Source organism: Streptomyces oceani (assembly GCF_001751245.1).
GTDB classification, from domain to species: domain Bacteria; phylum Actinomycetota; class Actinomycetes; order Streptomycetales; family Streptomycetaceae; genus Streptomyces; species Streptomyces oceani.
Map to the genome: position 1 here is coordinate 10838 of NZ_LJGU01000150.1, position 23297 is coordinate 34134.

A 23297-nucleotide genomic window follows, 5' to 3' on the forward strand; every position below is an offset into this window, starting at 1 on the left:
TCACCCACCGATGGCCTCCTCCCCGAAAGCGGGGGGGAAGACCACCGGTGGGTCAGCGGCCTCCCGCAGCAGAGCGCAGGCCGGTGACCGCCGCCCGCAGCATGGATGCCGATCCGCTGCCGTCCGCATAGAAGATGTGCTGGGTACGCGCGTGCTGCGTGATGAATCCGGTAGCCGCGTGCTTCGCACAGCGAGTCGCGATGACGACCAGATCAGCGGAGCGAGCCTTCTGCCGGAGTTGCGCACTGCCGACGTGGTCGCTGGATCGGGCGGCGTCAACCCCGGGGGCCAGTTGCTTGATCTCTTCGACGCAGCGCGTGAGCACGGCTTCGTCCAGGGAATACAGCAGCACCTTCATGGGCGGAAGGTCGGAGAGCGGCAACTCCTGGTCGCCGTCGGAGGCAGCCCGCTCCTGCCAGGAGAACGGGACGTCCATTTCTCCGGAAAGACGCTTGGCGAACGCCAGGTCTGCTTCGTTGAGCCGTTGCTGGTGACGCCACAGCGGTTCCAGCAGGTCGTAGGCGAGCGTGGCGCGGGCCTGCTGGTCCGGGCAGGCCGCCAGGAGCAGCCGATCGACAAAGTCCAGCGCAATTGCGGCTCGTTCGGGGGAGACCCATCGACTGCGATAGGCGCCGATCTCATCGAGCAGTTCTGCGTAGGTCTGTGCGGAGGGGGCGGCGCGCAGTGCGATCTCCGCCAGTGCCTGGAGCGCGGCGAGGTCGCCGGGGCCGAACCGGTCGAAGGCGACCGCGTTCCGGACGAACGCCTGGGCCGTCAGGCCGGCAGGGGCCGCATATCCGACAGCTTCGATGAACGCCCCGACCGCCCGCCAGGCCGCCTCGGCGGCCTGATTCTCCAAACCGTCCAGCAGGTTGGCCAGTACTGCATCGTGGTCGGCCGGCGGGGGCCATGCGCTCCAACTGCGCTCCTCGATGGCTGCGGTGCCCTCGCTGCTCCCCACGGCTACGGCGGCGAGGAAAGCCGGCCAGGAGTCAACGCTCTGCCCGGATTGCGGCGTGTTGTCGGCAGCAACCTGGGGCCCGGGATCCGCATCGGCGCGAGGCTCTGCGGCTGCATCGCCGTCGGCCAGGACGCGCTGGGCTTCCTGCCACAGCAGCGGGGGCAACGCATCTGTGCGGGCTTGGCCCTGCACGGCATCCGCGAGACGGCGCAGGGCAGGGAGGTCCCCAAGGACGGTGGCCGCCAGCAGAAGCGCGGAGAGGGCCGGGGTGCCGAGGTCGCCTACAGCGGTGTGCAGCAAGGCAGGGACGAACCGTCCCCTTTCCTCCAGCTGTGCCCGCGCAGCTGGCAGATCGCCCTCCGCCAGGGGCTGTTCCAGCGCCGTGTGTACGGCGTTCAAGATTGCTTCCCTGACCGGGAGAGGAAGGTCTTGCTGGACGACGTCGGCCAGTTCGGGGAGTTGGAGGAGTTCCTCGCTGCGGCCGAGCCGGTCAAGCCGCTTGATCCTCAAATTGGCCAGGTTGGCCGCCGTGACACCCGCCGCTGCCAGATGGTCGAGGACCACGCTCGAGGCGGTCTCGGCTCCCGCGGACAGGGCAGCGTCGAACTCGGCCAGAAGCCGGCCGATCGGCTTGGCCACCCGCCACATCCTGGGTGGACGGCGCGCCTGGGTCCTTTGCATCAATTCCAGGGCCCCGGCCAGATTCCGGCGGTGCTCAAGGGTGCGCCCCGTCTCCAGACGGAACGTGGCCCGCTCACCGGCGTATTCGCGGATGGCCTGCTCGACGGGGTCAGTAGGGTCGAGCCAGACGGGCTGGATACCTACCTGCTCGTCATACGTGATGTAGGTGGGGCCGGCGAAGGCACGGATCAACTCGGCTGTCTTGGCCCGTTCCCCGGGTTCCCGCGCGATGACATAGACAACGAAGCGGTCGCGGTCCGTATAGGCGCGCGGAAGTACGGCGGGGGCATCGTCGCCGCGGCGAAGGGCCTCGACGAACGGCAGGGTGCGATCCTTGAAGCGGTGGTCCGGATCGAGGTCCGGCCAGACGCCGTTCCCTGCACCGAAGAAGCGTTGCAAGAACGCTTCGAGGGCCTCGTGCTGCTCAGACTGATTCTGCGTCACGCGCCACTCCTCCACCGCTGTGCCAGGTCCAGCCGCGCCTGGCCGGCGTCCGGCCCGCCCACCTTGTAGGTGACCAGTTCATCGTTCTTGGCCATGCCGCGCACCGTGTAGTTCATCGACCCGGTGAGAATCCACTCCTGCCCGCACAGGGTCTTCTCGTGGACGTCGAGGTCGCGCTGGATATGTACACGCTCTACGCCGGGTGCGCTGATCCGACGCAGGAAGGCATCGTTGTGCGGGTCCGGGCGCGTGATGACGTGTACATGGGCGCCGGCGCCGGCGATGCGCAGGAGGGTGTCAGACAGCCGCCATCCGCTGGGTGGGATGTCGCCGAAGAAGGCGTCGTAGGTGCCGTGGCTGTTGTCGATCACCTGAATGTCGGTGATCCACGGCGAGACCAGCCACAGGTCGTTGCTCGGGTCGAGTATCTCGGCCATCAGCACAGCGGACAGTGTCGAGTCGATGCGCAGCCCTGTGCGGGCGCTGGTGCGCACGGTTCTGGTCAGCTCGTTCACTGGGTTGCCTCCCGCAACTCCACCCGTACACGGAGTTCGTCTCGATGCCTGGCGTAGCCGCGGATCTCGCCGTGGACGACCATGACGTCCCGGTGTATCGGGAGGGCCGGTACGCGCACCAGGGCCTTGGCCAGGGAGTGCGAGGCGTCTGCGGGACAGATGAGGTCGGCTGCGCCGCTGTCGGACATCGCCTGTTGGTAGGCCAGTTCCCAGCCGTTGGTTGTGACGTCGACCTGGGGCAGGCGGTCGCTATGCGCCGCGCGCACCAGGAGGCGATCCAGGACCGGCGCGTCAGCGTAGGGCTGGTAGTGCTGGAGATCCTGTGTGCGGGCTTGGCGTCCGCGTGGCCAGAGCACGCTGAAGGCCTGGTCGGCCGTCAGTTGCTTGGTTCCGCCGGCGTTCAGTTGCTTGTCGCCGACGGCGAAGGCGATGACGTTTGCGTCGACTTCGACTCCGAGTCGCTGCTCCAGTGCGCTCCACGCGTCCACCATGGCCAGGGCCTGAGCATCGGTGTCGGGTCCGGCGCCCGGCCGGAGCAGGCGGGTGGACAACGCTGATACCGCCGTGCGTCGGGGGCGGCCGTCCAACTGCTCCCATGCGGCCAGCAGAGTGTTCAGGGCCTCCTGGGCCGACTCGGCATCGTCGGCTGCCCGCAGGGCGCGCATGGCGTCGGCGGCATCTCCTTGGGGCTCGTCGGCCAGGTGACGAAGCAACCGGGTGAGGGTGGCATCTACGTACTCGTAGTCGCTGGGGGCGAACGCGCTGGTGACAAGCGCCCAGAAGCGGCGGGGGTCTGCTGCGTAGAAGCGCGCCAGGCTTTCGACGACGCCCAGGCCCCCGATGGAGGTCTCGCTGAGCCACACGACAGCCGGTTCACCGGAGGCAACACCTGGCACCACGTCGACAATCAGGTCCCCGTCCTGGGCGTCGGGGCAGGCGCGCTGCGCGGCGGCGAGGATCGCCGCTGCCACGGTGTCGCGATAGGTGCGCTGTGCCAACTCCTCCGTGCGCGCTGCGATTTCCGGGGCGACGAGGTGTTCGGCCGCACGGTCGACGGCGGCGACAACCCGCGCGTCGCGCAGCAGGTCCGTGAGTCCGTCGACCAGCCGTGCGTTGTCGAGGGCGTGGTCGGGGTCGTTGGTGTCGCGGTAGAGGACGCTGAGGATGCGGGGCAGTTCCCCGGTCCATGCTCCGTCGGCGAGCGAGGCACGAATCTCCCGGGCGGTCTGCGTTTGCTTGAGGCCCTCGAGCGCGAAGGCGGTCAGGTAGACCTGGCCCAGCCACGCGCGCTGGAACTTGTTCGCGATGTCATCGAGGGCAGGGTCTTCGGCCAACGTCTGCGAGAACGCCAGGGACCGCCATTGTGGTGACGACAGGTACTCCCTGACCGCGGGATCTGCACTATCCAGGGGCCGGAGCAGGATCTGCACGGCGTCGACCCCCAGCCGGAAACCGAGTGCAGCCGGTTTGCCGTGCAACTCGTAATGGATCTTGCGGTTTTCAACTTCCCCGCGCTCGAGCGCCACCTGGCAGTCGGCGCCGACGGTCATGCGCCGCATCTCGATGGGATTGCCGGCGGCATGCGTGCCGAAGCGGACTGCCTGCACGCGCTCGTGCCACAGCGAGGGGGTGGGAATGTCTGCCGGGGCCGGCGGCGCCTCCTCGGACACGACGATCTGTGTGCCCCAGAGCGGAATCCCCTGTGATCGGTCCGAAATTTCCGGGCCCGGCTGCTCCAGGTTCAACTGGGTGGGACGAAAGACCTGCAGCCCCTCCGGTGCGTGCCCCTCGGGATGCCAGGTTCCTTCGGGATCGGCATGCTGCACGATCTGGGGCAGCGCCAGGGTGTCGCTGCCGGCGGGCGGCACCGGCAGCCAAGTGCGGTGTTCGTCACTGCGGTGTCCAAAACGCCGGCTGACGCGCCCTGGGACAGCCTCGCGCAGCGCTCGGGCAATGGGCAGTTGCTCCAACGTGTCGTCCGTGGTGAACGGCAGGAGCAGTTCGACCTCGGGCAGGTTCAGCGGTTCGAAAAGGGAGCGCGTGATGAACTCGGGAAGCAGGGAGCCTTCCCTGGCGTCCGGCTCAGTACGCTGGAACGACCAGTCACTGCGCAGCCGGCGCAGCGACGTAGGAACAACCGACAGCAGCAGCGATCGAGGCTGCTCCCACAACAGGGCCTGCACCTCGTCTGCACTGATCTGCAGCGCCCTTCCCAGGTGCTGGGCGAGTTCGTCCTGCAGGTCTGGCTTGTCGAGTATGGCCTGCAGCAGGGAGGTCAGCATGTCGTGACCCGGCCGGTCCGCGTCGCGCACGGTATAGCCGGCGGGGGCCTTGAGTATCTTGCGGGGGTCGGCCCACAGCTTCTTCGAACGGAGCTTGCGGCCCGCCCAGTCCAGTAGAGACTGCGTGGCTTGGATCTTGAGAACGAAGCGGTTGCCGATGGGCAGGCTCCGGGCAGACACCTGCGGCGCGAAGAGGGTCTCGTAGGCCTGGTAAGCGAGCCGGTCCCGGCCGTAGTCCGAGAGGGTGACCACCGTCATCGGCCGGGTACCGCGCTCCCGACCGGCGCGCCCGCGCCGCTGGATGAACGAGGCCGCGTCGCGCGGCGCTTTGTGCTGGAGCACCAGGCCTACGCGCGGATCGTTGAAGCCGACTTCCAGAGACGCCGTTGCGACGGTCAAGTTCGCGTGGTGATCGACTCCGACGTCCTGGGAGGACGTCCGGCCGACGTGCAGGTGGTGGAGTTGCAGGGTGGGGTCGAGGTCATGGCCGATCTTCTCGGCGATGTCCCAGGACTGGCCGTCCAGATAGCGTGCGGCATGCTCGTTGCGTTCAGAGGAGCGCAGGCCCGCAAGGACGGACTTGCGGCCAGGACCGGGCCGCCCGTTGCGCCGGCCGGCCCGGTTCTGGCCGCCTTCGGCATCGCGCAAGTCGTTGTAGAAGCGGTTGGTGACATCCAGGTCGTCGGTGAACAGGAAGCCGGTGGAGCCGTACAGGTATTGCCTCGTGTCCAGGTCGAGCATGCGGCCGTGGAGCATGGCCGTCTGGATCGAGGTGGACAGAAGGCTTGCTCCGGACACCGGGTCGCCACGCAGGGCGAGGGCGTATTCGCGGCCCTCGGACTGCATGGCCTCTTCGGCTGGTTCAATGGGGTCGACGTCGCCCGGCCGCAGACCGACCAGTTGCGCAAAGAATTTGTCCGCGCCGCGCAGAGTTGCCGACAGGCCGACGAACGTCATGGGGCGCCGGGCGGCTTCACGCCAGCGGCGCAGAAGCAGTGCCACCTGCGCGCCGTGCAGGCCGCTGTAGGTGTGCACCTCATCCAGCAGCACAAGAGAGGGAGCCGAGTGCCTGCCACACCAGCCCAGCAGCCACTCCAGATAGCTGTTGCCGCTGGATTGGTTCAGCATCTCCGTCGTGGTGAACAGCAGATCCGGCGGGTTCCTCTTGAGTGATTCCCGGGTGAGCGCAAGACGCCCGTCCTGCAGGGTGTAGCCGCACCGGGTGCAGGTCAACTGCTCACGACCGCGCCTGCGGTCCTCGTCGGTCCACTGGAGTTCCCCTGTGCCGCAGGACGGGGTGGGGCAAGGCAAGAACGGGCACACCACGCCATGGGGAGTGCGCTTCCAGGCAGTGCTCAGCCGGGAGTCCGGCTCGAGTCTGCCGTCCCGGGCATTCCACGGGGTGTCGCCGTAGAGCGCACCGACTCTGATGGGACGGCGCCGACTTTCGCGCAGCGCCTGCTCGACGTCGTCCGCCGAGCGAACCGACTCGCGAAGTTGGTCACGCAAGAGTTCCTTGCGCGGATAGAGCGCCAGGGTGTGGACGCGCTTTGCCGACCCTGGGTGGGCATGTTGGGCCATCGCGGCGAAGGCCGGCAGGTAGAACGCGAGTGTCTTGCCGCTACCGGTACCGGCGCCGACGATGATCCCCTTGGACCGGTCGGAGTCGAGTGAGGTTAACACCGATCGGGTGGCCTCCAGTTGGAAGCGCGCCAGCTTGCGGCCCTGCAATTGTGCGGTCGCGACATGGCTTTGCACCTCCCCCCAATGGGGCAGCTGAGACAGTTCGCTGAGGGCGTCGGACGCCGGGATATCCCGGTGGGGGTAGCGTCGCGGAGCTACGTGCAGCCGGTAGTCGGCGACCAGACGGCGTTGGTGCTGCCACCAGCCGGGCTGTTCCTCCCGCGCCCAGCCGCCTCGGGCAAAGAGCTGCCGGAGCCCGGTGGTGAGCCTGAGCGACTCCGCCAGGCGGGTGCGATACCGCGGCGGCGACGTCACGGGCACCGGCACCTCGAACAGCAGGGCGCGGAGCAGGAACTCCTCCAGCACGGCGTCGGCAGACATTCCCTTCGGGGCGGCGTCGTGGCTGTGCAAGAGGGCGTCGACGGTCTCGATCACCTCGGCCCTGGAAAGGGCAGTCTCCGTGACCCCCCAGTTCAGCAAGGGGAGTTCGTGGTCCTCGAGGTGGTTAAGGAGTTCGTTCGCGAAGCGAATGTCGAGCTGATCGGTCACGCTCCGCTCCTCTGCATGGTGATGTGGATGTCCATCTCGAACCGGCGCAGCAGCGCAATGTCGCTGTCTGTGATGTCGCGGAGCGTCGGGCTGGGGCGTTTTTCCAGCACGTCCAGGAGGTCCAGCAGCTCGCCAGGGGGATCGCTCTTGTCGTGCAGGGACTCTGCGAGGAGGGCGTACGTGCCGGTGAAGAGGGTGAGGTCCGCCTTGGACAGGTTCTTGGTCGCAACGGCCTGGCGAAGGTCCTTCTCCCGGGTGCGCGCAGCTTCGCGTTCCCCGCGCGGCAGGATAGGGATACGGGCCAGCGGAAGAGCGGCGACCTGTTCGGTGGCCCAGGCGGCCCACGCCGCGCCGCTCTCCGCCTTCAGTTTGCTCGCTGCTTCCTGCACCTTCTTCCTGGCCGTGTTGAAGACCGCGTCACTAGGCAGTCCGTTGAGAGCCTTACGCTCGAAGGCGGAGCGCGCGGCGTCGATGCCGGACAGGTCGGGCTGGTGCGCCGCGCCCAAGGCGGCCAGCGCGTGGCTCAACTCCACCTGGGTCCTGAGTTCGGCCAGGCCCGCCCGCAGTTCCCTCGAGCGGCCCAGCACGCGAGCCGCCTCCTTCTCCCCGACGGCACCCGCCGCGATCTGGCGGGCACGGTTTTGCAGCTGCATGGCCTTGTCATACACGGAGACGTTGGTCACCGGTCCTCCCCATCGTCTGTGGCGGACGGGACAACTGTGAGTGCCTGCCACTCCGCACAGATTCCCCCCACGTCTTCTGCCGCACTGTCGCCCGCCGATCCACTGGATCGTGACTGCGCGCTGGCCAGCGCCGTATCCAGCCAGTCGTCACCGGCCACGAGTAGTTGTTGAATCAAGATGAGCGAGTCGCCACGGTCCTTGACCGCTGCAACCACGCCGGCCCTGGGCACCGTTGCGGAGTCGGAGGCGGCCTCGTCGGCTTGGGCCAGGTCGTCTTCAAGCGCCGAGACGGCCTTCCAGTCCGCGCCCTTTGCTTCCTGCAGGAGCGCGTCGAATCGGCGTGTCTGCTCGGCTGTCAGCGGCAGCCCGACATCGCGGGCCGCAGAAAGAGCGTCTCGGAGCGCCGCCATGGTTTGGACGCCGGTGGTGCCCCGGAGTTGACGGCTGCGGATGGTGTGGAGCAACTCTGCGTGGCTGAGCAGTTGATCTTCAACGACGGTCATCCAGGACGCGAACCCTGTGACCGCCGGACGCACCCACTTGGGAACATCCAGCGCCTGAAGATCCCAGTCCCATACAGAGGCGGCCTTGTCGAGCAGAGGCAGAACACGGGTGGCATCAACCATGTTCACGCCGCCGATACCTTGGGCGATGCCGACGGCATGGCGCAGTTGCCGCACGAGATCGGGCCGCGTCTGGAGGTGACCTTGGAGCAGGTCCATCCACTTCTTTGGGCGGAGCCCGCCGTCCTCACGCTGCCACTCCTGCCCCTCGTCGAGCGCTGCGGCAAGGAGTTGAGAAGGGGCCATCCCGGGCCAAGCCGTGCCCGCCAGCGCCGCACCGATCAGCGATGCGCGGAAACCCGCAATGAGGTGACCGTCTGTGATCTCCATGTGGCGCTGTAGCCGCGCAGTGAGATCACGTCCGTGCTGTTCTGCCAGGAACGCCAGCCGCCGGATGTCCTCAGCTCGCGCCGGGAACTCCCGATCCGCTCTGAGCAGGCTGTCAAAGAACCAACTGTCCTTGGGACGACGCGAGAACGTGATGGGGGCATTCTCGACACCGACCAGGTTCTCCTTGGCCCCCTCAATGGACACGACGGTTGCCTTCGTCGGCCACGCGGCCCGACGCAACTCGACGCTGCCCACTTCGCGCATTAGCGGTGCGTTCCACTGATAGCGCTGCAAGACGGCGGCGGAGACGACGGTGCGGATCCGGTTCGCGGTGGAGGTATCCAGGCCGCCTTCGAGGGTTACCCAGTCATCCACCGTCTCCAGCATGCGCTGCAGTTCACCGGGAAGCGCGTCGCGGCGGTTACTGCCGCCCGTATCGGGCTTTGGCGCAGTGTCGTTGGCCGGCTTTGGGCCGGGAGCAGCAGAGCGACGGCGTTGGTCTGTTTCACCGCCCAGGGGCTCCAGAGAGAAGGCCTCCAGGATGGTGGGATGGAGGTCAGTGGCGCGCTCCGGGGCATCTCCCCAGAACTCGAGCACGAGGTTGCGTCGCTCCGCAGAGGCGGGGTCGTGCTCGGCCACGTAACCGAGCACGTCACGGCTCACGGGCCGGTCGAGCTTAGTCGGCCGGAAGCGTTGCCGGAACGCGGGATCGGGGAACTCGCCCTGCCGGAGGGCCGTGGCGTGTTCGACCAGGACCGGTCGCACGACGCTTCCCAGCACGGCACGGGGGTTGAAGGACCAGGGTTTGTGCTGGTCCGCTGTTGAGTGGACCGCTCTGACGAGAGAGGACTCGTTGAACGGGTACAACCCGAAGCCTTCATCGGTAACCCCGAACGCTGCGTGGCATTCGGTCCGAAACGAGCAGCTCAGGCACTTGTTGGGGACCTCGCTGTTGTGTGCGCGCTCGAGTTCGTCGCGGCCCACCCGCCCGGCGTTCAGATACCGGCCAACGAATGAGGCGATCTCTGTGCGTCCCGTCTCCTCGGGGCTGAAGGGCACATCCAGGTGATAGACGTAGCCGGTGCCGGCCTGAATACGGGTCAAGGCGGTCTCGGCCAGAGACTGGAAGTAGCCGGTCGTCACGGCCATGAGGGTGCGGATAGGTGCGAGGGCCGTCTTGCCTTCGCGGTGGGCTGCTTCTACGACGGCGTCCAGGAGGTCTCGCTGGACTCCTTGGATAAGAGCGAAGTCCTCGATGAGAAGGACGATCTCCTTGCCCTGGCGGTGATACTCCTCGCGCACCTGAGTCATCGCGTCGAGGAGCCGGCCCGCTCCGAGGTTCGCGGCGCTCTTGATGGCCGCTTCGAGGTGCTTGTTGAGCAGGTCGACGGCGATGCCTTGCAGGTCGCCGCGGGTGCTGATGGCGCCGAGCAGTTTTTGGGCCATGCCTGAGGCGGATTGGATGTCGCGGATATCGAGGGGCAGGTCGCTGACGCTGAAGCCCTCGGGACGGTCCGTTTGGCCGTCGCGGCGATTGTGGATGAGTTGGTGGGCCAGTTCGGGCACGAAGTTGCCGGGTGCGAGCAGTTCCGCCCGGACATGGGGATCAAGGAGTACCGCTGCCAGCTTGCCCGGGCCGACGAGCATGCGGGCCAGTGGGCGTGATTCCGATTGGGGAGGGGTGGCTTCCAGTGCCTCGCTCAGCTCATTGAGGATGCGCCGTGCCAGGGACTCCTCGTCGATTCCCTCGGTGAATCTGTTGATGTCGTCTTTGAGCTGCGCCAGTTCAGTGCTGTCCGCCTTTGCGATGAGCGTGCTGACGACAGCCTTGAGGCTGGTCTTAGACTTCTCGAGGTAGATGACCTCGCGCCGGTTTGCGCCCTCCTGCATCACGGCCAACTCTTCGCGCACCCATCGGACAAGATGCGACTTGCCCGAGCCGGAGTCGCCGACGACGGGCATGAGGAGTGCGCCGCTGTCCGCGCGGAGCGACATGAACTCTGTGAGGACGGCGCGCTCCCCGATCGGGTCGCCCTCGATGGCAATCTCCTTCCCGTCCAAGATCCGGGCGCGCTTGATCCGCAGCGGTGCGTGCGTGGCCAGGAAGACGGCCCTCGAAGGGCTGACTGCCTCGGTGTTGATGGTGGAGGCTGCCACTGCCGGGTCCCAGCAGAGCGTTCCGCGGAAGTCAGCCATCGATGGGCTCCAGGATCGTGATGTCGCTGATGGGCCGGGGGCTTCCGGGCCGTTCGGGATCGTGCAGCAGGAGGATTTTCCGGGCGTCGTCGTTGTGGTCGAGTCGCAGCCACTTCTCGTCGTGGCCGCGCAGCAAGGCAAAGGACAGCGCGGTGCCTGCCACGCTGTCACCCGGACTGGGAATCCCTACCGCCAGTGAGTGTGCGCCGCCAGGTAGGACCGGCAGGAGTTCTCGCAGCATCTGCAAGGCCTCGACGGCATTCACCCGTTGGCCCGGCTGCCACAGCTCAAGCACGGATTGCCTGAGGGCAAGCGTGCAGTCCGGAACGAGCGGGCCGCGGCCGTCAGTGCGAAAAACAGGTGCGGCAGCCAGCCCAAGAGCGGTGGCCCAGTACCCGAACCGGGGCCAGCGAGTGTCATTGGCGAAGAGGGGAAGTACCCCTTCCTTCAGCAGTTTGCGGTCCTTACCGCCCTCCTGATCCAGGAGTTGCTGTGCAGCAACCCAGTCGATCGCTCGTTCCATGGGGTCGTGCATCAGGAACCAAGCCAGCGCACGGGTCAGGTCCTTAGGCCCTGTCGCGTCGTTGTCGGCGCCGAGGTCCTTGTTGTACTCCGCCTTGAGGACGGCGCGACGCAGGATGCGGGTGTAGGTCTCCAGATCTTCGCTGCTGGCCAGATCTCTGGTCGGTCCGGTCAGCGAGAGTCCTTGCTGACCGGCATCGACCTGCGCCAACTCCAGGGCCTGGAGAGAAGCCACGGCACACTCGAAGGGAGGCCTGGTCGAGGTGTCCTCTGTGCGCAGGGGCGGGGGACTGAGCAGCGCCCGCGCCTCCTCCACGGCAATGCTCTTGCCCCAAAAGGTAAGTAGACGCACAAGTGCCCATGTCTGGGAGGGGATGGCTGCGTCAACGTTCAAGAGCGTCATCAGAGTTCCTCCAGGGCACGGCGGATCGACAGGTTCGCCGGGTGGACATCGACGAGGGGGGTGCCTCGGCGTTCTGGATGCTGCATGCTCCGGGGGTGGATCAAGTAGGTCGGTGCATCCCAGGCGAAGCGTTGAGTGATCTGCGGCCCTGGGCGGTCTGTGAACGGATCGGCCATCCATATGACGGGGCCGGCCCAGTCAGAGAGGAGAGCGCCGTCGTCGTCGACGATCACTGTGCGGGTGCGTGCTGTTGCCTGGAGTTGGTTTCTCAGGCGGCCGTGCAGGCCCGGTCCTCCGACGACGCAGATCCTGCGGCGTACGAGGCTTTCCACTAAGCGTGCCGCCAGGGCCTGGTCGTCGGCATCTTGCCACCACAGGCTCAGGCAATGCCGGTTCCCGAAGTACGGCAGCAAGGGCAGGCGCATGCGTACCCCGGGAGTTGGGAGCGGCGGGCGCGGCTCCCCGCCGAGTCGGTAGAACCCCGCGGGAAGGGGTTCGGCAGTGGCACGACAGTACGGGCACCCCCGGCAGGTGACCCCGGTGCGGCGGAAGCCGTCGCCGTGTGCGATTCGGTAATACGCTCCCAGTACATCGCCGATGCACTGATCACGCCGCAGGGTGGCCTTCAGTTCGCGGAGGGCCGATTTCCGCCCATCCAGCAGTTTTTTACGCTCAGCCTCAAATCGCGCAGCAAATTGCTCGGGATTCCTCGCGTCGGAGTCGAGGAGTTGCACGTCTGCATAGCTGTCAGCGCTGGCGTAGAAGAGATCAAGGCGCGCCTTCCACGACGTATCCGACTCGCCCTCATGGATGGCGGGCGCTTGCGGAGGATGGACGGCCAGGAGCCCCGATCGCATCATGAGGTTCAGGATCCGGATGTTCCATTGCCGGTTGCGTTGAAAGCCCTCGTTCATGTCGGAGGGGTAGGAATCAAGACTCACCCGGTGACGCTCTTGGACGGTCTCTCGGGTGTGGAACATCGCCTCCCACCGCTGCCATGCGCGCGGGGCGCCGATGACCGCATCATCGCTCATCCGATTGGCGATGTTCTCGTCGCTGCGGGCGGTGGCCAGGTAGGCGAGGGAAGGACTTCCATTGCGCCCGGCCCGGCCCACTTCCTGGTAGTAGCGGTCCACTGTTTCCGGCAGACAGGCGTGCACCACTGTCTTGACGTCGCCGAGATCCACACCCAGGCCGAATGCAGAGGTGCCCACCACGACGTCGTATCGCGTCGGCGCATCGCCCTCTGTGGTCCTGCCGATCCATCCCTCCAGGGCATCGCGCCGTTGCGGATCGGTGGACTCACCCGTGACGCTGACGACGCGGCGAAGACCGCGGCCGCGCAGCCGGCCCGCCCATTCCTGCGCGTCGATGACCTTGGTCGTGTAGAGAATCATCGGCTTTGGCAGGTACGAGACGGCCTCCAGGACGGCGGCCTGACGGTCTTCCTCGCTCTGGAAGATGTCGAGGTAGTAACTCGGCTCGTGACGGAGTTGAGAGGCCCACACGATCTCCGCCTGCTGCGGCGAAGCGAACAGAGTATCGAGCGTCTGCACCTGCTGGCCCGTGAGCGTCGCGCTCATCGCCACGGTCGACGGCTGCCGGCCTTCCGGTGCCTTGCTGAGCCAGATACGGCGGTGAGTGGACATCGTCTGGAACTCGGTGCGGAAAGTATTGCCCCACTGCTCGACCAGATGGGCTTCGTCGATCACGAAGTAGTTGAACAGCCCCGCCTCGGCCGCGTCCTCCAAGGGGCCCTTGAGACTCTTCGTCAGAGCCTCGGGCGAGGTGAACACCAGCCGTTGGCGGCCCGCGGAGATATCCTCCCGCATGAGCCGTTGTTCTTCTTCGGACAGCCCGCTGGTGTAGGCGTACCGGCGCGTGGGGCTGTGCGGCCCGTGCTCGTCTAGGATCTTGAAGGCGCGCCGCTCCAGGTCGGCTGCGAGAACACTCGTGGGTACCACGACCACCGATACGCCCCGGCTCTTGCTGGCCAGGAGCACGGGCGCCATCGCTACGGCGGTCTTTCCATGCCCCGTGGGAAGGCAGATGATCGTGGTGCTTCCCGGCTCGGCCAGCGCGATGGCCCTGGCGGCCTGCCGCTGGCCGGCCGAGACATAGCGGCTGTGGTCGTCACCGAGGGCGGTGGTGAAGAACGGGTCGGCCGGGTAGGAGTCGAGCTTGCGGCGGTGGGGGGAGTCCTCACCGAGATAGACCTGACGAAGGTCTTCTTGCGCTGCCCAGCGGGAAACGGCGTCCGGCACGGGTGGGTGCCACGGCAGCGCGCTCACCCACACGTTGGTGCCGCCATCGCGTACCGCCGTCTGGCAGTGCATCTCCTCCCATTGCTCGCGTGTGGGCAGCCATGGGAGCAACGGAATCGTGAAGCCGGAGGTGTTTTCTCGCGCTTGAGCCTCGAGCAGGATCTGCCGGGTGAGTGAGGCCAGGTCCCGCCACCCGCCGGGTTCGCCGGTCAGAGCGTCACGAAGCCTGCGCAACGTACCTCTCGCCCAGGGAACCTCTGGGAGTTGCTGGAGGCCTCGGTGCTGGGAGAGGTGGTCGAAGAGCGTCTTGGCGCCGGTCCAGTTGTCAGTCACTGCGAGGGATCCTCCTGAGCCCCTGCTTCACCAGGCATGTCGCCGCCACGAGACGGACCGTCGGATTGCTCAGTCCCTGCACCAGCGCGTCGGTGATGGCGACATCCAGCAGGTAATTCTCCGTCTCTCCCAGCAGCCGGCCAGCTGCCTGGCGGGCTTCTGCCTGGGCCTTGGCCACAGACAGGCGCTGGTGTCCCTGCTGCTGGGCCACAGCGCACCTATCAGCCAAGTTCGTTACCCGCTGGAGTTCTGCGCGAGCCACTGCCTCGGCCCCCCGCGCGGATGCCGCATATCCGGCCTGTCCGTCGAACAGTTCCATCAACTCGTGGATGTTCTTAAAGTTGTAGTTGTGGTCCGTGGCGCTGTAGGGGTCCTGCAGCCACCTTTGGATGTTTCCGTCCGTCAGGGCTGCGGATGCTCCGGCCGGTACCCATACCTTCAGCGTGAACGGCGGAAGGAGCCGCTCGGCCTGGCGCCGCAGCGCCGTTTCCGCGTCGCGGGACTGCTGAACGAGCGGCAGCGTCAGCGTGAGCGCGGAAGAAATGTCGGCTTCGACGAGGTAGTCAAAGCCGAAATAGGGCTCCGGCTCTCCGCGGTGTGCCGCCTCCGCGCGCCAAAAGGCCGTGGCCTGACCGCGGTCATCGCACCAGACCACGCTTGCTAGTGTGTCGACCAGCCGGTTTCCGATGCGGAACACCCGGGTGCCGGGAGCCTTGAGCGCCTGCGAGCGACTGAACGTGCCCTTGGCCATCTCCTCCGTGAGGTTCGCGCGGTCATAGAGGTGGGGGGAGATTAGAGGGCGTGACTTCAGGTCGAAGACCTCGCACATCACGTCATTGATCTTGCGCACGGTATGGCGGAGCTTGATTCCGTCCGAACTGTCCCGCCCGGTGTAGCCGAGCAGGTCATTGCGGGTGGCGGCCCAGTCGGCGTCAAAGGTGGCCAGTCGTTCGGCGAAGTCGATGTCGTGCGGCGATGTGTCGAAGATCGACTCCAGGGTGTCCATGCTGTCGATCTCACGGCGAGCCCTGGCGAGTTGCTCCTGCACCGCCTCGGCGAAGTCCGACAGGCCTTCCGGCCCGTGCTCGAGGGCCTGTGCCCAGACAGCGGCGAGGCCCTCGGCGATGGCATCCTGCAGCGTGGACACCGATCCGTCGAAGATGCGATACCCGCCGGTGAGCAGCGAAAGCCACTCGTGGCTATGGGCTTCAGCGTCCGTGAGAACGTACTGGCGGGGTGCCTGGCGCTGCTCGTTGGATTCGACGTATCGGTCGGTGCGGCCCAGGCGCTGCTCCAGTTGATTGGGCGACCACGGCAGGCGCACGTGGACCACGGACCGGGCTTCCTGGAGGTTCAGGCCATCCTCCGCAGAGTCGTCGGCGATAAGAACAGCAGCGCCTACGACGGGCCTTCGCCACGAGGAAATCGCCGTTTCAGACGCGTCGGGGCCTGCGCTGCGGGTGTGCTCGAAGAAGCTCACCTTGGGAAAGCGGGTTCGCAGGCGTGCGGTAAGCGTCGAGGCAAGGGAGCCGGGGCCGCAGAACACAGCGATGCGGCCCCCCTTGCGCAGGGCGGGAAGAAGGGCGTCGATGAGTTCGTCGACTTCCCGGGCTTCCTCTCCCGCGCTTTCTGACTCGAGCTTCTCCAGAATCGCCGCCTCGTGCGGCGCCACGGGCACGTTGGAGAGGTACTTCTGCTCCCGGGCACTCAGCCCGGCACGCTCAGCGGTGCCTTCGTCACGGCGCACCCGCCATCGTAGGGCGTCCAGATAGTCGGCGGATGAGCCACCGAGTCGAGAGGCGAGCACGGCAAGGGCCAGCGCGTAGTCGGCGCGTCGGTTCTCCAGGCCCTCGTCGAGGAGGTGGCCCCACAGTTGGGTTTGCCACGCCAGGAGGCTGTCGGCGGCCGGGGAGTAGGACTGGGCCATCAGCTTCCCGGGCTCGGCACGGCCGCGGACCTCGTAGGCGACGGCTGCCGAGTCGTCATTCTGGCGCAGGACGTTCGACCTGCGGTTTCTGATCACTCGGCGGTGCAGTCGGTAGGTCTCGCTGATGTGCGCCCGAAGAGCGGTCACCATCGTCTCGAGATCCGGCATCCTCGCCTCGTCGCGGAGCCCCTCGTACTCGTCCAGCAAGTCGAGCACGTTAGCGGCAAGGTGCGTGAAGCGGGAGTCCTCCGGGGGTAGCAGTTCCTTGATCATTTCGATCGTGGACGGCAGCAGAGGGTGGAACTCCGCGTCGAGGCTGAGGACGTGGTTCGCCAACTCGGCCCGGTGTTGGTAGCGCCGTGCGAACTCCTCTCGCTCGCTCCACTTGTAGACGTCCGGATCGAGCAGGTGTAGTAGCCCCAGGTGCGTGGTGTGGCTGGAGGTGACGGGTGTAGCGGAGAGCAGGAGGAGCCTTGACGCGGAATGCGCGAGATCCCGCAGTACACGATAGATGGGGTCAGTGTCATCGCGGTCCTGGACCAGTTGGTGGGCTTCGTCTACCACTACGAGATCACTGCCGTGATACTGCTCCCACCGGTCGGGACAGTCGTGGGAGATGATCTTTACGCGCCTGGGGAAGTCATCGGTGAAGAACTTCGTGCGCAGTTCGGTCACCCACTGTCGGCGTAGGGCATCGGGGACGAGGAACGTGACGCGCGCCTGCGGATTGTCGATCAGGGTCTGCAGCGCCACGTACGAGGCTTCGATCGTCTTGCCGAGTCCGACTTCGTCGGCGAGGAGATACCGCTGGACGGGGTCGGAGAGCACGGTCAGCGCGGCGCGGACCTGGTGCGGGTAGATCTCGGCGGCGGCCGCCAGGAGAGCGGGGGTGCTGGCGCTGGCCGCGCGCTGAGCGACCAGGTTGTGCAACATGGGGAGGCGGGCGTTGTACAGGTGGCCGGATTCGTTGCCGCCGGACACGAGGACCTCAAGAGGATTGCGCACCGGCTTGTTCCAGCGGACCCGGAGTTCGGTTTCGGGAACCGGCATGTCGTAGTCGGCGTTGGGGAACCGGACGAAGTATCCGTCGGGGGCCGCGTCCAGGATGCGGCCGGCCATCCACTCGCCGGTGCTCGGATTGTGCCGGAATGTCCGCGTCTGGGCCGCCAGTCGTACCCGCCTGCAGGCCGACGCAGGAACGATCTGGGACTCGATTTTGGGCTCGGCCGTGGACTCGAAAAAGTCCACGCGCAGCGAGCCGTCGATGATCGCTCCCACCCGTCCGATTCCAGGGCCTCCCCGGAACTCGACGAGGTGTCCTACTGCGAAGCCCGAAGACATCAACTGATCGCCCCCCACCTGCTCGTATGACGGCGCTAACGAGCCTAAACGGAGGCACTGACAACGGCCTCGAAGATGGCGAACATGAATTCGTATATGCATACGATGGTGGCTGAGATCTTTCGGTAGTCCTGCGCTCGCCACACGACAGACCGCTCTAAGATCACTCAAAGTGGGTGAGATAGAGGCACAGGTGTGCATAGGTTTGCATATTACTATGGCTCATTTTCGTCCCGGGCGTGGCAGGTCCGCACGAGCGCAGCCGACCCCGAGACGCCCAGTCAACCCCTCTGCAAGGTGCCGATCGAGACGATTCCGTCCGTTCCATCGGGGCCGAAACAAGAAGCGCTTGACCTGCAGTTCTTCCGACCACCCCGCCAGCGTCAGTGGCATTAGTTGTACTGTCTGGACGCCGTCCGCCTCGTGTCGCTCAGCGCAGGCGGGCCGGTCTCCTGTCACGACAAGAAAGAAAATGATCGTGAACATCCCTGCTCCTGCCGGAATCGCGACGCTCGCCGCCTACATCGCCACCATCCCGGCCGTCACTCACATCGGCGCCCTGCCCGTCGGCTTCGGCTATGAAGCCCCGGCCGGCGTCTACATGGTGGGCCTGGCCCTGGTGCTGCGCGACCTCGCCCGTGAGGCCGCGGGCCGCCGTGCGATCCTCGCAGCGATCGCCCTCGGCACTGTCGTCTCCTCCTGGCCGACCCGGCCCTGGCCTTCGCATCGGCCGCCGCATTCGCCGTCGCGGAGACGATGGACTTCGCCGTCTACGAGCCGCTCCGCACACGAGGGCTCCTTGTCGCCATGCTCGCCTCGAACGCGGTGGGACTAGGTGTATGAGGCGATGAGGTTGGTGACGCCTGTGTGGAGTCGGGAGGCGGGTGGGTGGTTCCCGGCGGCAGAGTGGGGCCGATGGTAGTTGTAGTGGACGTTCCAGGTGCCCAGGGCGTGGGCCCGCTGGCTTTCCGAGGTCCACACGCGGGCGTAGAGGAACTCCTCGGCCAGGATGCGCTGGTAGCGCTCGACCTTGCCATTGTACCGGGGTGTGTAGGGCGTGATCCGCTGATGCCGGGACCCGTTCAGGGCTCGGGCGAAATCGCTGGCGCGGTAGCACGCGTCGTTGTCGGTGACGATCCGCTGGATGTGGTCGATGCCGTGGGCGGCGAAGAACGCTCGGGCCCGGTGCATGAAGCCGACTGCGGTGGTGGCCTTCTCATCCGGCAGTGCCTCGGTGTATGCCAACCGGGAGAAGCCGTCGATGGCTGAGTGCAGATACACATAGCCAGGCCCGTTGCCCCGGGTCTTGGTGCGGGCGACGTGCTTGGCGTGGTCGCTGCCGCGTCCGTGGGCCCGCCATCCGCCACCGTCGGGGATACGGCCGGTCTTCTTCACATCGAGGTGGACCATGTGCCCGGGCCAGCGGGCGCGGATGGTGCGGGGTGTGCGGTTGATGCCGCCGTCGGGGTCGATGAAGCGGCGGCGATTGAGTCCGAGCTGGTGGCGGGTGACGGTGCGGCGGCTGATCACCGTGCCGTCAGCTTGCAACTCGAAGGTGATGCGGGCAGCTGACCACTTGTGCTCACGGCGCATCGACTCGATGCGGGCCACCGTCTGGCTCGGTGTCCGTGTGGGCTGGCGCCGTGGAGTGCTGGGCCGGTCGAGCAGGCCGAGGTCGCCGTGGCGGCGGTACCGGTTGACCCACTTGCTTGCGCAGGCCCGTGAGATGCCCATCTCCGCAGCGACGTGGGTGATCGGACGGTCCTGGCATCGGCGGACCAGACGACGACGTCCTTCAACGGACAACGGGGGCATTATGGTGGGATACCCAAGCGGGTCCTTTCGCCGGCGGATGGGTGACTTGGCAGTTCTCATCCTGCCGCCCAAGGACCCGCCCCTTACTTACCGGCCCCAGCGCCTACAACCTCATGACCCGCAACAACTAGTCGCCGACAGTCTGATCTTCCTCAGGATGGCCTTCGGCTCCTTGGACTTCCTGCAAGGGCAGATCCTCGGAAAGGCGTGGATGACGCTCGGGGCCGTAGCGGTCCTCGCCTTCCTACGCCGCCGGAAGCTCACCGCCGCAGGAGCCCTACCCCCCGTATAATGCTGCAAGATCGGCAACTCCAGGCGGTTCGCCGTCCTTTGACTAAAGGAACATAGGACCTTAGGTCTTCGACGTCACTGCCGCCAGCCCGAGCCGGGGCACGATCTGCTTGGCCTGCAACGACGCAGGTGCGTCGTCGACCACGTCGACGATGTCGCGGTAGACCGGCGGCAGATCCACACTGGTCATCCCTCCTGCCACACGTGCACCGTCTGCACCCCCACCACCTGACCCCCGCCCACCGGCTCCGCCGACGGCGGAGCCACCGCGGCCGCATCGACGGCGATCCCCTCGGCCGCGAGTTCGGCCAGCGTCTCCCGCGTCACCGTCAACCGCGCCAGCCGTTCCCGTTCAGCCTCCAGCAGGGCCGTCAACGCCACGATCTCCTCCTCGAATTCTGCCACCCGGGAGTGCACCTCCGCCTGCCGTGCCTCCAGTTCCCCGATCGACGAGCCCATCCGGCACCGCCTCCTCTACCCGCACGGTAGAGACACCACCACCCCACCACACCCCCGACCAGCAAAACCCCGGCTCACCCTTCCCCGGAAAGGAACCGCACCCGTCCTTCTTCGGCCCCGAGGGAGCTTAACCATGCCGGGATAGGTCGTCGTAGCAGATGGCGATGGCCCAGTGGCCTGTCTGACGGTGATCAGAGTGTCCGGCGCCGGCGAGCTGCGGTCACCTCAGAAGCGACCTGTGGGAGCGCATCGCTGATACATGCTTGGGAGCCACATGGGAGCCGACCGGCTCCCCGGGGCCGCCCCGGGCAGCCCTGCACCAACCGAGGGCAAGCCCGTGACCAGGGCAAACGCCATCCGCGCTGGCAAGATCAGTAACCGAACCTCATTCGGGACGAAGAGGCCGTGGGTTCAAATCCCGCCACCCCGACTGATGAAACACCAGGTCAGGGGCCTGATCCGCATCGCGGGTCAGGCCCCTGACGGGTTTCTGGAGATCGTTCGAGAGCCGTTCGGGAGCCGAGCCCCGGATGCGGCTCCCGGGGACTTTGCGACGAGCGGCTCCGGAGGGGAACTGGGCCAGTCGGCGCGGAGTGCTTCCACAAATTNCGTTTCCGGGTCCTTTGGCGACATCCTGGCGCGGCTCGCTGCTTGAGATCCCAGCCGATCCCGCGACTTCACGGCGCGTCAGGCCGGGTCTGCGCTTCCCTCCCGGCCTGGCCTGCCGTCGTCCCGCGCGGAAGGGGACAGAGGGCGCGCCGTTCAGGGGCGTACGGCGCGCCCGGTCCAGCGCGCCCGGTCAGCCGCGCCCGGTCCGGCGCGGCTGCGGCCCGCCGGCGGAGGCCCGAGCCGAGACCGTGCGGGCGTTGACTATCGTCTTCACGCACCAACATTCGTGGTGCCTGCCCGCGGAGCGGAGAATCGTTGTGGTGACTCGTCAGTGGCCGCGCTTTCGACATCCGGCGCAGGTGGTCGTGGCGGGATTCGCCACGGCGATCGCCATCGGGACCGGTCTGCTGATGCTGCCGGTGGCCCGGTCCGGGCCGGGCGGCGCCGGTGCGCTGGAGGCCCTGTTCACCTCCACCTCCGCGGTGTGCGTGACCGGCCTGATCGTGGTGGACACTCCCGTCTACTGGAGCGGCTTCGGGCAGGCGGTGATCCTGGGGCTGATCCAGGTGGGCGGCTTCGGCATCATGACCTTCGCCTCCCTGTTGGTCCTGCTGGTCTCGCACCGCATGGGCCTCAAGACACGCATGACCGCCGCCGCTGAGACCAAGACCCTGGGGCTGGGCGACGTCCGTACGGTCGTGACCGGAGTGGTCAAGGTCAGCCTGCTCCTGGAGGCGATCACCGCGCTGGTGCTGGTACTGCGGTTCGCCACCGCCTACGACGAGTCCTGGCCGCGGGCGGTGTGGCTGGGTGTCTTCCACGCCGTCTCGGCGTTCAACAACGCCGGGTTCGCGCTGCGATCCGACAGCCTGATGGGTTTCGTCACCGATCCGTGGATCTGTCTGCCCATCGCGCTGGCGGTCATCGCCGGCGGGCTGGGCTTCCCCGTGCTGTTCGAGCTGCGCCGCCGACTGCGCAGGCCGCGCGGCTGGTCCCTGCACACCAAGATCGTGGTGTGGGCCACGGGGGTCTTCCTGCTCGGCGGCACCGTCTTCATCACCGCGGTCGAGTGGTCCAACCCGGCGACCCTGGGTCCCCTGAACACGCCGGGGAAACTCCTGGCCGGCTTCTTCCAGAGTGTCATGCCCCGCACCGTCGGCTTCAACAGCGTCGACATCTCCCAGATGAACCCCGCCAGTTGGCTGGGCATGGACGTACTGATGTTCATCGGCGGCGCCAGCGCCGGCACCGCCGGCGGTATCAAGGTCACCACCTTCGCCGTGCTGGCCTTCGTCATCTACGCCGAGATCCGCGGGGAGGGAGCGGTCAACATCTTCAACCGCCGCCTGCACGGTGACCTTCAGCGTCAGGCCCTGACCGTGGTACTGCTGTCCGTGGCCGCCGTCGCCACCTCCACCATGGCCTTCATGGTCGTCACCGAGTACAGCCTGGACCAGTCGCTGTTCGAGGTCATCTCCGCCTTCGCCACCGTGGGACTGTCCACCGGCATCACCGCCGACCTACCGTCGGGCCTTCAGCTGCTGCTGATCACACTGATGTTCATCGGCCGGCTCGGCCCGATCACCATCGCCTCCGCACTCGCCCTGCGAAGCCGAGACCGCCTGTACGACCTTCCCGAGGAGCGACCCGTCATTGGCTAGGAAACCCCGCCCCGGAAAGCGCCACGCGAGGCCCGTGGGCTCCATCGTCGTCATCGGCCTGGGCCGGTTCGGCCACGCCCTGGCCCTGGAACTCGTCGACGAGGAGACGGAGGTCCTCGGTATCGACGAGAACACCGAAGTCGTCCAAGCCCTCGCCGGCTCCCTCACCCACACCGTGCGGGCCGACTCCACCAAGGAGGACGCCCTGCGCCAGCTGGGTGTCCACGAGTTCGACCGCGCCGTCGTCGCCATCGGTACCGACCTGGAAGCCAGCATCCTCACCGCCTCGCTGCTGATCTCCTTCGGTATCGAGAACGTCTGGGCCAAGGCCACCAGCGAGGCCCACGGTCGTATCCTCACCCAGCTCGGCGTACACCACGTCGTCCACCCGGAGCACGACATGGGCCAGCGCGTCGCCCACCTCGTCCGAGGCCGGATGCTCGACTACATCGAGTTCGAGGACGACTTCGCGATGGTCAAGACCAAGCTCCCCGCCGACATCATCGGTCGCCCGCTCGCCGACAGCGCCGTACGGTCCCGGTACGGCGTCACCGTCGTCGCCATCAAACGCCCTGGTGAGGGCTTCACCTACGCCACCCCGGAGACCGTCGTGGAGGCGGCCGACACCGTCATCGTGGCCGGACGCACCCGCGCGACCGAACGCTTCAGCGAACTCCAGTAGGGCCCAAGGCGTCTGAGGCCGAGCCATCCGCTGGGTCGAACCATCCGCCCAAGCTCTCGCGTGCCGTGTGCCCGCTCGTTCCTCCACGCACAGACGGCCCGCG

At 66.8% G+C, this 23297-nt stretch carries 15 protein-coding genes; 4 read left to right on the top strand and 11 right to left on the bottom strand.

Annotated elements, in window-relative coordinates; translation table 11 throughout:
* Nucleotides 1-52: 52 nt before the first annotated feature.
* The 8 genes from dpdD to dpdE are packed head-to-tail and all read right to left on the bottom strand — an operon-like array spanning nucleotide 53 to nucleotide 17677.
* Entirely contained in the window at nucleotides 53-2086 is a 2034-nt protein-coding gene (gene dpdD / locus AN216_RS23070) for a protein DpdD (RefSeq protein ID WP_070198644.1), read from the bottom strand.
* Nucleotides 2083-2601 (bottom strand): phospholipase D-like domain-containing protein DpdK, encoded by a 519-nt coding sequence (gene dpdK / locus AN216_RS23075; RefSeq protein WP_244502610.1) that lies wholly within the window; start codon nucleotides 2599-2601, stop codon nucleotides 2083-2085. The genes dpdD and dpdK overlap by 4 nt, the downstream gene beginning before the upstream one ends.
* Nucleotides 2598-7115: a protein DpdJ gene (dpdJ, locus tag AN216_RS23080; RefSeq protein ID WP_070198645.1), complete on the bottom strand. Its 4518-nt coding sequence runs from the start codon at nucleotides 7113-7115 to the stop codon at nucleotides 2598-2600. Before dpdJ ends, dpdK begins: the two co-directional genes overlap by 4 nt.
* Nucleotides 7112-7798, bottom strand: a complete 687-nt coding sequence (locus AN216_RS23085; protein ID WP_070198646.1) for a hypothetical protein — start codon at nucleotides 7796-7798, stop codon at nucleotides 7112-7114. The genes dpdJ and AN216_RS23085 overlap by 4 nt, the downstream gene beginning before the upstream one ends.
* Nucleotides 7795-10887, bottom strand: coding sequence for a protein DpdH (gene dpdH, locus AN216_RS23090; protein ID WP_070198647.1), 3093 nt, complete (start codon nucleotides 10885-10887; stop codon nucleotides 7795-7797). The genes AN216_RS23085 and dpdH overlap by 4 nt, the downstream gene beginning before the upstream one ends.
* The gene (gene dpdG, locus AN216_RS23095; protein WP_070198648.1) at nucleotides 10880-11812 is read right to left on the bottom strand and encodes a protein DpdG; all 933 of its coding nucleotides are present in this window, start codon (nucleotides 11810-11812) and stop codon (nucleotides 10880-10882) included. The genes dpdH and dpdG overlap by 8 nt, the downstream gene beginning before the upstream one ends.
* Nucleotides 11812-14409: a protein DpdF gene (gene dpdF, locus AN216_RS23100; protein WP_079166889.1), complete on the bottom strand. Its 2598-nt coding sequence runs from the start codon at nucleotides 14407-14409 to the stop codon at nucleotides 11812-11814. Before dpdF ends, dpdG begins: the two co-directional genes overlap by 1 nt.
* Nucleotides 14402-17677, bottom strand: a complete 3276-nt coding sequence (gene dpdE, locus AN216_RS23105; RefSeq protein WP_079166904.1) for a protein DpdE — start codon at nucleotides 17675-17677, stop codon at nucleotides 14402-14404. The genes dpdF and dpdE overlap by 8 nt, the downstream gene beginning before the upstream one ends.
* 472 nt (nucleotides 17678-18149) lie before the next feature.
* Here dpdE and AN216_RS27520 point away from each other — a divergent pair, with 472 nt between their 5' ends.
* The gene (locus AN216_RS27520) at nucleotides 18150-18512 is read left to right on the top strand and encodes a hypothetical protein (protein ID WP_244502612.1); all 363 of its coding nucleotides are present in this window, start codon (nucleotides 18150-18152) and stop codon (nucleotides 18510-18512) included.
* Here AN216_RS27520 and AN216_RS23110 read toward each other — a convergent pair.
* Nucleotides 18509-19492, bottom strand: coding sequence for an IS481 family transposase (locus tag AN216_RS23110; protein ID WP_079166890.1), 984 nt, complete (start codon nucleotides 19490-19492; stop codon nucleotides 18509-18511). The two genes, AN216_RS27520 and AN216_RS23110, sit on opposite strands and share 4 nt — an antisense overlap.
* Before the next feature lie 46 nt (nucleotides 19493-19538).
* On the opposite strand from AN216_RS23110, the gene AN216_RS28385 reads away from it, so the two are divergent.
* Nucleotides 19539-19784, top strand: coding sequence for a hypothetical protein (locus AN216_RS28385; RefSeq protein WP_212732745.1), 246 nt, complete (start codon nucleotides 19539-19541; stop codon nucleotides 19782-19784).
* Nucleotides 19785-19844: 60 nt separating this feature from the next.
* Here the strand turns inward: AN216_RS28385 and AN216_RS30745 are convergent, their stop codons facing one another.
* Complete coding sequence (locus AN216_RS30745; protein WP_275522482.1) at nucleotides 19845-19973, bottom strand: hypothetical protein; 129 nt, start codon at nucleotides 19971-19973, stop codon at nucleotides 19845-19847.
* Nucleotides 19970-20242 (bottom strand): hypothetical protein, encoded by a 273-nt coding sequence (locus AN216_RS23120; RefSeq protein WP_070198651.1) that lies wholly within the window; start codon nucleotides 20240-20242, stop codon nucleotides 19970-19972. Before AN216_RS23120 ends, AN216_RS30745 begins: the two co-directional genes overlap by 4 nt.
* Nucleotides 20243-21171: 929 nt before the next feature.
* Here AN216_RS23120 and AN216_RS23125 point away from each other — a divergent pair.
* Nucleotides 21172-22512, top strand: a complete 1341-nt coding sequence (locus tag AN216_RS23125) for a TrkH family potassium uptake protein (protein ID WP_079166905.1) — start codon at nucleotides 21172-21174, stop codon at nucleotides 22510-22512.
* A 34-nt stretch (nucleotides 22513-22546) separates the two neighbouring features.
* A complete protein-coding gene (locus AN216_RS23130) occupies nucleotides 22547-23194 on the top strand; it encodes a potassium channel family protein (RefSeq protein WP_244502613.1) in 648 nt (215 codons plus the stop codon).
* Nucleotides 23195-23297: the final 103 nt, after the last annotated feature.